Below are 13361 nucleotides of genomic sequence, written 5' to 3'. Positions count from 1 at the left end.
CAGGCTGGGGGCCATGGCTAGTGCACCGTATGGGGTTCGGCTTTTGGTCGGTGCGGCGACAGTCGCCGTCGAGGAGACGATCAGACTGCCGCGAACCATTTTCATGTACCCGATGACGCTGGCAAGTCAGGCGGCGCACTTGGTGATGCGTTTTCAGCAAAACCTGGCTGAGCTGGTGATCAAGGGCGACAGCACCCTCGAGAACTGGTTCCCGCCCAAGAACGAGCTGCCGGAGTGGGCGACGTTCGACGAGGATCTGCCCGAGGGTGAAGGGGCCGTCGCCGCGCTGTCCGATGGCGGCGACGGTGACCGCCGGGCCGAGGGACGCTTCGCGCTGTACTCGGTCTCCGATACGCCCGAGGCCGATCCCCCAACCCAGCCCATCTCCACCAAACAGAAGAAGGCGCCTAAGCCCAAGTCGACAATTCAGGCGCCGGCGGTGGCGACCGAACTGGACTATCCGGCACTGACGCTGGCCCAGTTGCGGGCCAGGCTGCAATCGCTGCATGTCGACGAACTCGAAGCCCTGCTGGCTTACGAACAGGCCACCAAGGCCCGCGCTCCGTTCCAGACGCTGCTCGCCAACAGGATCACCCGCGCGAACGCGAAGTGACCGCAGCGAACTCCGCCGAGAATCCGTTCCCGGTTCGCGCGGTGGCCATCCGTGTCGCGGGCTGGATCGACAAGCTGGGCACCGTCTGGGTTGAGGGGCAGCTGGCCCAGATCACGATGCGGCCGAACACCAATACGGTGTTCATGGTGCTGCGCGATCCCGCCGCCGACATGTCCCTCACCGTGACGTGCTCACGCGATTTGGTGCAGGGCGCACCGGTGAAGTTGGCCGAAGGCACCCAGGTGGTGGTCTGCGGCAAGCCCACGTTCTACACCGTACGTGGCACGTTTTCGTTGCGGCTCAGCCAGATTCGCGCTGTCGGCGTGGGAGAGCTGCTGGCCCGCATCGACCGGTTGCGCCGCCTGCTGGATGCCGAGGGGCTGTTCGATCCGCGGCTCAAGCGACCGATCCCATTCCTGCCCAACATGATTGGGCTGATCACCAGTCGGGACAGCCACGCCGAGCGTGATGTGACGACGGTGGCCGCCGCCCGTTGGCCCGCGGTGCGCTTCGCCATCCGTCACGCCGCCGTGCAGGGTGTTAACGCCGTCCCCCAGATCGTCGAGGCGCTGCGCGCACTCGATCACGACCAACATGTCGACGTGATCGTGCTGGCCCGTGGCGGCGGCAGCGTGGAGGACCTGCTGCCGTTCTCCGACGAGACGTTGTGCCGCGCGGTCGCGGCCTGTCGCACCCCGGTGATCAGCGCGGTCGGTCATGAGCCGGACAACCCGCTGTGCGATCTGGTCGCCGACGTGCGCGCTGCCACTCCGACCGATGCGGCCAAGAAAGTGGTCCCGGATACCGCCGCCGAGCAGCTGCTCATCGACGAGCTGCGCGGGCGCAGTGCCCAGGCGCTACGCAATTGGGTGGCCCGCGAACAGCGCACGCTGGCCCAATTGCGCAGTCGCCCGGTGTTGGCCGCGCCGCTGACGGCGCTGACGGCACGCGCCGACGAGATCCACCGTGCCCGATCGGCGATTCGTCGTGACGTCACGCGGTTGATCAGGGCCGAGACCGACCGTGTCGGTCATCTGAGCGCGCGGCTGGCCACCCTGGGCCCGGCGGCCACGTTGGCCCGTGGATACGCGGTGGTGCAGACGGTTCCCGCGGCAGGATCTGCGGCGGTGTTGCGGTCGGTCGACGACGCGCCGCCCGGAACTAGGCTGCGGGTTCGGGTTGCCGACGGCGCACTAACGGCAGTGAGCGAAGGGCGCAGCGATGACTGACGACGACGGCGTTGAGACGGCCTCAGTTACACCTATTAGTCAGCTTGGCTATGAAGATTGCCGTGACGAGCTGATCGAGGTCGTACGCCTGCTGGAACAGGGCGGGCTAGATCTCGATGCGTCGCTGAAACTGTGGGAAAGAGGCGAACAACTAGCCAAAAGGTGCGAAGAGCATCTAGCCGGCGCCCGTCAACGGGTGGCGGATGCGCTCGCGGGCGGCGAGGCCGACGAAGAGTGATCCCAGCCGCATAGGAAGAGAATTGCCTATCCAAACTGGAACACGTTTCAGTTATGCTTCGCCACTATGGGTGATGCATCGCTGACAACCGACCTCGGCAAGGTCCTGGTCACCGGCGGCTCCGGCTTCGTCGGCGCCAACCTGGTGACCACACTGCTCGACCGCGGCCACCAGGTACGTTCCTTCGACCGCGCGCCGTCGCCGCTACCCCAGCATCCGAAGCTGGAGGTGTTACAGGGCGACATCACCGATGAAGCCGTGTGCGCCGCGGCGGTGGACGGCATCGACACGATCTTCCACACCGCGGCGATCATCGAGCTGATGGGCGGCGGGTCGGTGACCGAGGAATACCGCAATCGCAGTTACTCGGTGAACGTCGGCGGAACCAAGAACCTGGTGCACGAAGGGCAGAAGGCCGGCGTGAAACGGTTCGTCTACACCGCATCCAACAGCGTGGTCATGGGCGGCCAGCGCATCTCCGGCGGCGACGAGACAATGCCCTATACCGATCGATTCGCCGACCTCTACACGGAAACCAAAGTGGTCGCCGAGAAATTCGTGCTGTCACAGAACGGTGTTGACGGCTTGCTGACCTGTTCCATCCGGCCCAGCGGCATTTGGGGTCGCGGCGACCAGACGATGTTCCGCAAGCTGTTCGAAAGCGTAGTAGCAGGCCATGTCAAGGTTCTCGTCGGCGGTAAGAACGCCAAATTAGATAATTCCTACGTGCACAACCTGATTCACGGATTCATCCTGGCCGCCGAGCATTTGGTGGACGGCGGCACCGCGCCCGGACAGGCCTACTTCATCAACGATGGTGAGCCGATCAACATGTTCGAGTTCGCGCGGCCGGTCGTCACGGCGTGTGGTCAGCCGTGGCCGAAGATGCGGGTGTCGGGTCGGCTGGTGCGCGACGTGATGAAGGTGTGGCAGTGGCTGCACTTCAAGTTCCGCCTGCCCAAGCCCCCACTGGAACCCCTTGCAGTGGAACGGCTTTACCTCGACAACTACTTCTCCATTGCCAAGGCGCAGCGTGATCTGGGCTACCAGCCGCTGTTCACCACCGAGCAGGCGATGGAGGAATGCCTGTCCTACTACATCGATCTCTTCCAGCAGGTCAAGGTGGCGGCCAAGCCGCACCTGGCTTCCGTCGTCTCCGCGCCCCCGCCCGAGTAGCCGATTCCTAACTAAGCCGCTGCGTCAGGAATTCGACTACACGTTTGCGGGCCTCGTAAGCGAGTTGCCCGTCGATTTCTCGGACCTCGTCGGTCAGCACCGAGTGCGCCATCTTGCCGAAACCGCCTTCATTGCCGGGGCCAGAATCGATCTCGATCACCTCGAAAGCGTCTCCGAGGCGCGCCTTGAGCGTCATGAACCGTTCGCCCGGCGCCGTCCTGTCCGCGCTGAACCGTAAACCCATGGCGCACAAGCCATCGTTGGCGCAGCGATCGGCAACGGTCGTCAGCTCGGATTCGCTGAGCCCGGGGTCACGACGCTGCGCACCGGTCAGCGGAAACGGGACCGACGGCTGACTGAGCACCGGAGCCAGGACACTGTCGTCGACCGCGGCGGCCAGCGCGAAGCCGCCGGTGAAGCATTGGCCGATCACGCCGACGCCCTTGCCCGGTGTCGAGGCATTGAGGTCGCGAGCCAGCGCGCGCAGGAACGACGACACCGGCCGTTGCTTGTTCAACGCGAACGCGGCGAATTCCCTTGCCACACAAGCCCGTGCGATGGCAGCGACGGCATAGCCGGCGGTCTTCGCCTTGCCCGGCTGACCGAACAGCGACGGGATCGCGACAGTGAATCCGTTGTCCACCAGGTGATTACCCAGCCCCAGCACGCCGGGATGGATTCCGGGGATCTCCGGAATCAGCACCACCCCGGGCCCGGCGCCCTTGCGGTAGACGTCGTGGGTATAGCCGCCACCGGTGAACGGCGCCGCCGACCATCCGGACAGGTCTGCTTCGGGTGCGGTCACTCGGTGTCCCCTTCTATCGGACCGGTAGCGGCGGCTGCGATTGCGTCGCCGACGCGAGCGTACGGAACTGATCGGTGCTGCCGGCACCGGTGATCGCGACCTGGGTGCGACCGCCCGGGCTGGTGAGCGCGGTGGTCCATACCGGCTCGGAGTCCGCCCCCTGGCCGCTGCCCTGATAGACCACCCAGTTGGTGCCGGCGACGTCGACCGCGCCGCTCGGGAACGCGGACTTATGCAACGAGCCGACCAGCTTGTCCTCGTCGGCGTTGCTCTGCGTCAGGCTCAGATACAGTCCGCTCGGAGTGATGTACCCGACGGTCGAAGTCGCCGCGTTCAGCCGCTGACTGTTCGCCGGGTCGGTTCGCCCGTTCTCGATACCGCCGCGGGTGCCAGAGTTGGGCCGCCAGCCCGCGGGCAGCTGAGGCAGCCGGATCGGGAAGCCCAGCGCGGCGGCGTCGGCCCGCAAGGCCGCCGCGGCGTCGTAGGACGGAATCCGTCCCTCGTTGGTGCGGCCCGGCTGAAACGAACACATCCCGACCAGCCCGGCCAGCAAGATGCACCCGATCACCAGCGGAACCAGCGACCAGAACATGTCGCGGCCGTCCTGCAGCAGCCGCGGTTTGGCCGGCCGCGCGACCGGCCCGAACTCTGGCGTCGGCGAAGGGTCCGCGGTCACGCCCCCGAGTATCCCAGCTGGATGGTCACGGCCCAGCTCCAGGCGACCGATCTGGCTCTGGGACAATCGGCAACCATGAGAGCTGAGGGCGACCACTCGTCTGGACCCGGTTCGCCAGGATCCCAGGCGACCGCCGTTACCGGACCGTCGCAGCCACGGCCGCGCGGTGAAGCTCCGGACCGCAACCTGGCGATGGAACTGGTACGGGTCACCGAGGCCGGGGCCATGGCCGCCGGTCGCTGGGTGGGGCGCGGCGACAAGGAGGGTGGCGACGGCGCGGCCGTCGACGCGATCCGCGAACTGGTGAACACCGTCTCGATGCGTGGCGTGGTGGTGATCGGCGAGGGTGAGAAAGACCACGCGCCGATGCTGTACAACGGCGAGGAAGTCGGCAACGGCGACGGCCCGGACTGCGACTTCGCCGTCGACCCGATCGACGGCACCACCCTGATGAGCAAAGGCATGCCCAACGCCATCTCGGTGCTGGCCGTGGCCGACCGGGGCGCCATGTTCGACCCGTCGGCGGTGTTCTATATGAACAAAATCGCCGTCGGGCCCGACGCCGCACACGTCCTGGACATCACCAAGCCGATCGCGGACAACATCCGGGCAGTCGCCAGAGTCAAGGAATTGTCGGTGCGCGACATGACGGTGTGCATCCTGGACCGGCCGCGGCACGCACAGCTGATCGACGACGTCCGCACCACCGGGGCCAGGATCCGGCTGATCACCGACGGCGACGTCGCCGGCGCGATCTCCGCCTGCCGTCCGGAGTCGGGCACCGACATGCTGGCCGGCATCGGCGGCACCCCGGAGGGCATCATCACCGCGGCAGCGATCCGCTGCATGGGCGGGGCGATCCAGGCTCAGCTGGCGCCCAAGGACGACGAGGAACGCCGCAAGGCGCTCGATGCCGGCTACGACCTGGAGCAGGTGCTGACCACCAAGGACCTGGTTTCCGGTGAGAACGTCTTCTTCTGCGCCACCGGGGTCACCGATGGCGACCTGCTCAAAGGCGTGCGCTACTACCCCGGCGGCTGCACCACTCAGTCGATCGTGATGCGGTCCAAGTCGGGAACGGTCCGGATGATCGAGGCCTACCACCGGCTCTCGAAGCTCAACGAATACTCCGCCATCGACTTCACCGGCGACAGCACCGCCGCCTATCCCCTGCCGTAACACCCCCAGAAACCCGAGAACAGGACACCATTCATGGCCGACGACGGCGAATACCGCATCGAGCACGACACCATGGGCGAGGTGCGGGTGCCGGCGAAAGCGCTGTGGCGCGCCCAGACCCAACGTGCGGTGGAGAACTTCCCGATCTCGGGCCGAGGCTTGGAGCGCACCCAGATCCGGGCCTTGGGCCTGCTGAAAGGCGCTTGCGCGCAGGTCAACAAAGATCTCGGGTTGCTGGCAGCCGACAAGGCCGACGCGATCGTCGCCGCGGCGGCCGAGATCGCCGACGGTCAGCACGACGACCAGTTCCCGATCGACGTCTTCCAAACCGGCTCGGGCACCAGCTCGAACATGAACACCAACGAGGTGATCGCGTCAATTGCGGCCGCCAACGGCGTGACGGTCCATCCCAACGACGACGTCAATATGTCACAGTCCTCCAACGACACCTTCCCGACCGCCACCCACATCGCGGCCACCGAGGCCGCCGTGCGTCATCTCATTCCGGCGCTCGAGGAACTGCATCAGGCGCTGGCGGCCAAGGCCCGCGAATGGCACACCGTGGTCAAGTCGGGCCGCACCCACCTGATGGACGCGGTTCCGGTGACCCTCGGTCAGGAGTTCAGCGGGTATGCCCGTCAGATCGAGGCCGGGATAGAAAGAGTGCGCGGGTGCCTTCCAAGGCTGGGTGAACTAGCGATCGGCGGCACTGCGGTGGGCACCGGCCTCAACGCCCCGGACGGCTTCGGCGCCAAGGTGGTGGAGACGCTGGTCGCTGAGACTGGTCTGACCGAATTGCGCACGGCGGCCAACTCTTTCGAGGCCCAAGCCGCCCGCGACGGATTGGTGGAGGCGTCGGGAGCGCTGCGCACCATCGCGGTGTCGTTGACCAAGATCGCCAACGACATCCGCTGGATGGGATCCGGCCCGCTGACCGGTCTGGCCGAAATCCAATTGCCGGACCTGCAGCCGGGCAGCTCGATCATGCCGGGCAAGGTGAATCCTGTTCTGCCGGAAGCCGTTACGCAGGTGGCTGCACAGGTGATCGGCAACGACGCCGCGGTGGCCTGGGGCGGGGGGAACGGCGCCTTCGAGCTCAACGTCTACATCCCGATGATGGCCCGCAACATCCTGGAGTCGTTCAAGCTGCTGACCAACGTGTCAAAGCTGTTCGCGCAGAGATGCATTACCGGCCTGAAAGCGAACGTCGAGCATCTGCGCGAGCTGGCCGAGTCCTCGCCGTCCATTGTGACGCCATTGAATTCGGCCATCGGCTACGAGGAAGCCGCCGCGGTGGCCAAACAAGCGCTCAAGGAGCGCAAGACCATCCGCCAAACCGTGATCGACCGCGGTCTGATCGGCGACAAGCTGTCGATCGAGGAATTGGACCGCCGGCTGGACGTATTGGCGATGGCCAAGGTGGCCGAGCAATAAAAGCGAAGGTAAGTGAGGGTGATTCGGCAATGACGGCTCCTCCGGGCGGTCCCTACGGTCAGGATCCCTACGGAACGAATCCGTATGGCCAAGACCCGTATTGGGGCGGCCAGCCGCCGCAGGGCGGCCCCTATCAACAGGGCGACCCGTATCAGCAGGGCAGCGCCTATCCGTACCCCCCGCCCGGCGGTGATCCCTCGGCCGCGGGCGGGTACCCGCCCCAGCAGTACCCGCAAGCCGGCCAACAGGTTCCGCCCGGTTGGTCGACGGGGTCCTACCCTCCCGGGCCGCCGCCGAAAGGGCCGGGCTCGAAGATGCCGTGGTTGATCGTCGCCGGCATCGCGCTGGTGGGCGTCATCGCGTTGGTGTTGATTTTGGTATTCGCCGGCGGCAACGACAACAAGTCGAACAACGCCACGACGCCGACCTCCCCCGCGACGACGGAGCCGAGCAATACCGAACAGACCGCGACCGGCTGCACCGACAATGTGTCCCCCGGCAGCGAGCCCAACGGCGACGTGATCAGTGCCGGCAAGCTGTCCTTCCCGGCCAGTGCGGCACCCGGCTGGAAGCCGTTCGCAGACGACCAGACGCCGAATCTCATTGGTGCGGCGGGCCTCAGCACCGAGGTGCCCGGGGCCACCCAATGGATAATGCAGGCCGAAGTCGGTGTCACCAACTTCGTTCCCAGCATGAACGTTGCTGCGCAGGCATCGAAGTTGATGCAGTGCTTGGTGGCCGGTCCCGGCTACGCGAACGTGTCGCCGACCCTGGGCCCGACGAAGTCGTCGTCCATCACGGTCGACGGGGTCACGGCCGAACGACTCGACGCCGACGTCACGATCGCCGACACCTCGCGCAACGTCAAGGGAGACACCGTCGTCATCATCGCGGTCGCAACCAAGCCGGTCACCATCTTCTTGGGCGCAACACCGATCGGCGACGCAGACTCGGCAGCCATCGTCAACGGGGTCATCGCGGCGCTGAAGGTGGCCAAGAGCTAGACGGCCGCAGTGGTTTAGTCGGGTCCTGCCGGCGCCGAGACGAGAGTAGCTTCAGAACGGCCGCGCAGCACCGTGGAATAACGCTCGCCCCACCGTCCGCGCTCGTCGCCATCGGCGCGGTCGATGGCTGCGGCTGAACACAGGATCCGCCTGTCGGAGGTTTTGGCGAGATCGGCCAGTCGCGCGGCCTCGTTGACCGCATCACCGATCACCGTGTATTCGTAACGGTTTTCGGCTCCGATGTTGCCGGCGAACACCCGCCCCGCCGAAACGCCGATGCCGAAGTCGACCACGGGTAGCCGGCGCAGCTCGGTGCCCAGCGTGCGCGCGGTCGCCAGCGCCGCCGACGCCGGGTCGCGCATCTTCAGCGGGGCCCCGAAGATGGCCAGCGCGGCGTCGCCTTCGAATTTGTTGATCAGCCCGTTGTGTTCGTCGACGGCTTCGACGACTATCCGGAAGAAGTCGTTGAGCACGCCGGCAACCTCTTGCGGCGGAAGGCTTTCCGTCAACGTCGTCGAGCCCACCAGGTCGATGAACAGGACAGCCGCCTCGACCACGTCGCCCGACAACGATGCGCCCTCTTCGAGGGCGCGTTGGGCTACGTCCGCTCCGACGTGGCGGCCGAAAAGATCGCGCAGCCTGTCGCGTTCGGCGAGCCCGGCGACCATCCGGTTGAAACCCGTTTGCAGGCGCCCGATTTGGGAGCGCTCGTAGGCGCCGACGTAGGTCTCGATGTGGCCGTGTTCGACCTCCGCCATCGCGTCGACGACCTCGCCGACCGGATCGGCAATGGATCGAGAGGTCAGGATCATGATCGGCAGTCCCAACACCACCGACGCCATCACCACCACCAACACGGGCACATCCACCGATGCGTCTTTCGGAATGATCCAGCCGTTCGAACGCAGAACGATCAGGGTAGCGATGATCGCGACCGGAAGTGCGGTGCACAAGAACCACATCAGGACCAGTCGCGCGAGTACGCCGGGTGTGGCCAGTCGAGGCTCGCAGCCGCGGGTGGCCGCGACCATGATCGGGCGCAGGGTGCGCTGCGCGAGCAACAGTCCAGTGCCCGCGGCAGCTATCCCGCCCAGGACCACGCCCAGCAGAATCGGCAACAGCAGCGAAGCCCCGGCGGTGCGGTTCACCAGCATCAGGATCGCTCCGCAAAGGCCCCATGTCGCCAGTAAGATCGCGGACTGACGACCGGCTAGCTTCATCGCGGCGGCCCGCTGGTCAGCTGTCGGTTGATCCCCGCCGACGTACCAGCGCAGGGTGGGCGCCAGGCTCACGACGCCGGCCACCACCACGATGATGACTCCCAGGGTGACCAGCACCACCACCAGTGCCGTGTTGTTCCGCGCGAAGTCGACATTCAACGCGCCCGAGGTGCGACTTCGCAGCGGAACCATGATCGCGGCCGCTCCGGTGACGGCGAATATGTAGGCCATCGCGAGGTCGCCCGCATACTGAATCGACAAGCCGCGGGCGGTCTTTCGGGACTCTCCGTCGGAGGCCGCGGTGCCATCGCGCGATCGTCGCGCGCCCGCCCGTCTAGCCACCGTTGTTCGGTCCGCCCGAGTTCTGGCCGGCAATGTCGGTGATCGGGAAGTTGGGCATCGGCTTGGGCGATGGCGTGTTGGGCAGCCCCGGGATGTCGCTGGGCGGAATATCGCGAAGTTGGTTGACGGGCGGCCCGTTTTCGCGTCCGCCGTAGCTGCTGCCGGGTGCCCGCGTCCCGAGCAGCTCGCTGACCGTCACCAGGCGGTAGCCGTTGGCCTTGAGCACCGGGATGAACTGGTACACCAGGTCGATGGTGCTCGAATAGGTGTCATGGAGCAACACCACCGAGCCCGGCTTGATCTGCCGCATCAGAATGGCTCGGCTCGCCGCCGTGTTCGAGTCGTTCACCCAGTCGAAAGGGATGACATCCCAGAGGATTTCGGCTAGGCCGAAGCGGCCGGCGGTCTGGCGCACCGCTTCGTTGGACAGTCCGCCGGCGGGACGATACAGCGTTGGCGTGCGGCCGGTTGCCTGGCTTATGACGTCGTTGGCCCTGGAAAACTGCGCGGCGATGTCTTCGGGCGGGATCGTCGTCATGTTGGGGTGTTCCCAGGTGTGGCTGCCGATCTCCATTCCGGCGTCCGCGATGCGCCTGGCTCCCCCCGGGTTGGCTGCCACCTTGTTGCCGATCAGGAAGAATGTGGCCTTGGCGTCGCTGTTCTTCAGGATTTGCAGCAGCCGGTCGGTGTACGGGGTCGGGCCGTCGTCGAAGGTCAGCGCGACGCACTTCACCGCCGAGCAGTTCAGATTGTCGGCGCGCGTCACGTGTCCGGTAAGGCCGCCGATGACCAGCACTGCCCCGGCCGCTACGACGCCAAAGACGGTCCGCCAGTAGCGCCAGGCCTGGGTGTCAGGTCGTTTCGGCACGATGGCAGCCTACCGGGCATTGGGTTTGTGATCTCGTCGTCGAGCGTGCGCACTCAGTGCTTTTAGTGTGAATCGAGGGCTTCGACAGTGAATCCTGGGCGAAAAAATCGTCTTCTTTCCACCGTGGCTACACAGCCAACGCCCACGTTTCACAGTGAAAACCCTGCCTTCACTGCGAACGCCGACGATGCACGGTCAACAGCATCATCGCCGCTGCACAGCCGACGCCGTGAACCCGCACTCAGTGCGGGCCGGTGATCTCCTCGAGCATCTCGGTGACCAGCGCGGCAATCGGCGAACGCTCGCTGCGCAGCAGGGTGATGTGGGCGAACAACGGATGGCCCTTGAGCTTCTCGATCACCGCCGCCACGCCGTCGTGGCGACCCACCCGCAAGTTGTCCCGCTGAGCGATGTCGTGCGTCAACACCACCCGGGAGCCCGTACCCAGCCTCGACAAAACGGTGAGCAGCACGTTGCGCTCCAGCGACTGCGCTTCGTCGACGATGACGAACGAGTCGTGCAACGACCGGCCGCGGATGTGGGTGAGCGGCAGCACCTCGAGCATGCCCCGGGAAAGCACTTCGTCGAGGACCGCCGGGCTGGCCAGGCCTTCGAGGGTGTCGAACACCGCTTGCGCCCACGGGCCCATCTTTTCGCTCTCGCTGCCCGGCAAGTAGCCCAGCTCCTGGCCGCCTACCGCATACAGCGGCCGGAACACCACCACCTTGCGGTGGGTGCGGCGCTCCAGCACCGCCTCCAGCCCGGCGCACAATGCCAGCGCCGACTTGCCGGTGCCGGCTTTGCCGCCCAGCGACACGATCCCCACGGATTCGTCGAGCAGCAGGTCGAGTGCTACCCGCTGCTCGGCGGAGCGGCCGCGCAGCCCGAACACCTCGCGGTCACCGCGCACCAGCTGAACCCGCTTGGCAGGTGTGACCCGGCCAAGCGCATGGGAGCTACCACCCAGCAGCCGAATCCCGGTGTGGCAGGGCAAATCCCGGGCCTCGGCCAGGTCTATCTCGCCGTCGGCGAACAATGCGTCGATGTCCTGGGCCGCGGTCTCGATCTCTGCCATCCCGGACCATCCGGAAACTATGACGTCCTGGGCGTGGTATTCGTCGGCGGCCAGGCCCACCGCGGCGGCCTTGACACGAAGGGGAATGTCCTTGCTGACCAAGGTGACTCGCTGGCCTTCGGCGGCGAGGTTGGCCGCGCAGCAAAGGATCCGGGAGTCGTTGCTGTCGGTGCGGAAACCCGCGGGCAGCACCGCCGGGTCGGTGTGATTGAGTTCGACGCGCAGCGAACCGCCTTGTGTGCCAACCGGAATGGGCTGGTCAAGTCGACCGTGTACGAGCCGAAGGTCGTCGAATAAGCGCAACGCCTGTCGGGCGAACCAGCCCAGCTCATGATGGTGGCGCTTGGCCTCCAACTCACTGATCACCACCAGGGGGACCACCACGTCGTGTTCGGCGAACCGGCTGCACGCCCACGGATCGGACAGCAGCACGGAGGTGTCGAGCACGTACGTCCGGATATCGGTCACGGAGCGCTCCTATGGACTTCAGCGGGGGCCACGGCACCAGGACCGGGGCCGGTCCTGCCTTCATGAAAACCGGAGCAGTAACCGGAGGTGCCGTCCTGGCAGCAGAGTATGTCGCTGACCATCGAGTGCGACGCTACTCCGGTGGCGACACGGCTGCAGGGCAGGCGCGCCGACGTCGGGAAATCTCCTTAGCCGGTGGCGAATTGCTTCAGTTGCGGCTCGTCGGCCAGCCCCCACGCGGTCACGCGGTCGGAGATCGCCTCTCGCAACTGCGCGGCGTCGAAAATGCCGGCTTCGGCGATCTTTTGCACCTTGCCCTGATAGGCGTCGATGTCGGCGCCGAGGACTTGGAGGTCGGCCGCGCGCGAAGCAATCGCCGCTATCGTCTCGTCGCGGGTGTACTCGAGGCAGTGCGCGACGAGGTTGGCGAAGAACTGCTCGTGACGCTCTTCGTCGCGGGCGATCCGGTCGATGAGCCCGGCCAGGATCGGCTCTTCGATCTGCGCTGCCAGGTTGCGGCAGAACACGGCGTAGCAGCGTTCCGAAAGTGCCATGTGGACCAGGGTCTCGACCTGGGAGAGCGTCTCGGCGCGGTAGCCCTTCATCACGTGCTGGACGCGGACCTCTTCGTTGGCGGTCGGATCGACCTCGCGGGTGACCACCAAATATTCGCGCAGTGCGATGGCGTGCAGGTGCTCCTCGGCGGTCCACCTGCCGAGCCAGCGACCCCAATAGTCCTCGAGGATGAAGTGCTCGACGAGTTCACGGTGAGGACTGGCCAGGTTGTCCTTGAGGATCAGCAGGATCTCACAGGCGTCCGTGACAGTTCGGGGCAGCGACGCCTGAGACGGATCCCAATCGCGGCCGCCGAGGAAGGCAAAGTTCTCGCCCCGGTCGAATGGCACGTAATCGTGCGCGAACCAGATTTCCTCGGTGTTCAGGTGGCGATCCCATTCCGCTTCCACCACAGGCTCAAGTTCGAGGATCAGCGCGTTAGGGACAGGTTTCTGTGCCATGCGGTAACTGTAACTTGC

Annotated in this window: 13 protein-coding genes; 7 read left to right on the top strand and 6 right to left on the bottom strand. The window is 65.9% G+C overall.

What is annotated here, in order from left to right; translation table 11 throughout:
* Positions 1 to 13 precede the first annotated feature (13 nt).
* From AC5Y21_RS00450 to AC5Y21_RS00435, 4 genes are all read left to right on the top strand, one after another.
* The gene (locus tag AC5Y21_RS00450) at positions 14 to 613 is read left to right on the top strand and encodes a lipid droplet-associated protein (RefSeq protein WP_499908320.1); all 600 of its coding nucleotides are present in this window, start codon (positions 14 to 16) and stop codon (positions 611 to 613) included.
* A complete protein-coding gene (gene xseA / locus AC5Y21_RS00445; protein WP_499908318.1) occupies positions 610 to 1842 on the top strand; it encodes an exodeoxyribonuclease VII large subunit in 1233 nt (410 codons plus the stop codon). Before AC5Y21_RS00450 ends, xseA begins: the two co-directional genes overlap by 4 nt.
* The gene (locus AC5Y21_RS00440; RefSeq protein ID WP_499908316.1) at positions 1835 to 2080 is read left to right on the top strand and encodes an exodeoxyribonuclease VII small subunit; all 246 of its coding nucleotides are present in this window, start codon (positions 1835 to 1837) and stop codon (positions 2078 to 2080) included. The genes xseA and AC5Y21_RS00440 overlap by 8 nt, the downstream gene beginning before the upstream one ends.
* A 66-nt stretch (positions 2081 to 2146) precedes the next feature.
* Complete coding sequence (locus AC5Y21_RS00435; protein WP_499908314.1) at positions 2147 to 3256, top strand: 3-beta-hydroxysteroid dehydrogenase; 1110 nt, start codon at positions 2147 to 2149, stop codon at positions 3254 to 3256.
* A gap of 7 nt (positions 3257 to 3263) precedes the next feature.
* Here AC5Y21_RS00435 and AC5Y21_RS00430 read toward each other — a convergent pair whose 3' ends face one another.
* Entirely contained in the window at positions 3264 to 4061 is a 798-nt protein-coding gene (locus tag AC5Y21_RS00430; protein ID WP_499908312.1) for a dienelactone hydrolase family protein, read from the bottom strand.
* 13 nt (positions 4062 to 4074) lie between these two features.
* Positions 4075 to 4737, bottom strand: a complete 663-nt coding sequence (locus tag AC5Y21_RS00425) for a DUF4245 domain-containing protein (protein WP_499908310.1) — start codon at positions 4735 to 4737, stop codon at positions 4075 to 4077.
* Between the two features lie 75 nt (positions 4738 to 4812).
* Here AC5Y21_RS00425 and glpX point away from each other — a divergent pair, with 75 nt between their 5' ends.
* Genes glpX through AC5Y21_RS00410 form a run of 3 tightly spaced genes read left to right on the top strand, consistent with a single transcriptional unit; the run spans position 4813 to position 8354 of the window.
* Positions 4813 to 5916, top strand: a complete 1104-nt coding sequence (gene glpX, locus AC5Y21_RS00420; protein WP_499908308.1) for a class II fructose-bisphosphatase — start codon at positions 4813 to 4815, stop codon at positions 5914 to 5916.
* 33 nt (positions 5917 to 5949) lie between these two features.
* A complete protein-coding gene (locus tag AC5Y21_RS00415; protein WP_499908306.1) occupies positions 5950 to 7350 on the top strand; it encodes a class II fumarate hydratase in 1401 nt (466 codons plus the stop codon).
* Positions 7351 to 7379: 29 nt separating this feature from the next.
* Entirely contained in the window at positions 7380 to 8354 is a 975-nt protein-coding gene (locus tag AC5Y21_RS00410; RefSeq protein WP_499908304.1) for a hypothetical protein, read from the top strand.
* A 14-nt stretch (positions 8355 to 8368) separates the two neighbouring features.
* Here the strand turns inward: AC5Y21_RS00410 and AC5Y21_RS00405 are convergent, their stop codons facing one another.
* The 4 genes from AC5Y21_RS00405 to AC5Y21_RS00390 all read right to left on the bottom strand — a co-directional run bounded on the left by AC5Y21_RS00405 (position 8369) and on the right by AC5Y21_RS00390 (position 13343).
* On the bottom strand, positions 8369 to 9805 hold the full coding sequence (locus tag AC5Y21_RS00405; protein ID WP_499908907.1) for an adenylate/guanylate cyclase domain-containing protein: 1437 nt from the start codon (positions 9803 to 9805) through the stop codon (positions 8369 to 8371).
* Between the two features lie 103 nt (positions 9806 to 9908).
* Positions 9909 to 10784 (bottom strand): polysaccharide deacetylase family protein, encoded by an 876-nt coding sequence (locus tag AC5Y21_RS00400; protein WP_499908303.1) that lies wholly within the window; start codon positions 10782 to 10784, stop codon positions 9909 to 9911.
* Between the two features lie 241 nt (positions 10785 to 11025).
* Positions 11026 to 12327, bottom strand: a complete 1302-nt coding sequence (gene phoH2 / locus AC5Y21_RS00395) for an RNA 5'-3' helicase PhoH2 (RefSeq protein ID WP_499908301.1) — start codon at positions 12325 to 12327, stop codon at positions 11026 to 11028.
* Positions 12328 to 12515: 188 nt separating this feature from the next.
* Positions 12516 to 13343: an acyl-ACP desaturase gene (locus AC5Y21_RS00390; RefSeq protein WP_499908299.1), complete on the bottom strand. Its 828-nt coding sequence runs from the start codon at positions 13341 to 13343 to the stop codon at positions 12516 to 12518.
* Between the last annotated feature and the right edge of the window lie 18 nt (positions 13344 to 13361).

Source organism: Mycobacterium sp. NGS41, assembly GCF_059812725.1.
Note: the sequence above shows the minus strand (reverse complement) of the source record. Positions and strands in the feature narration are given on the sequence as shown.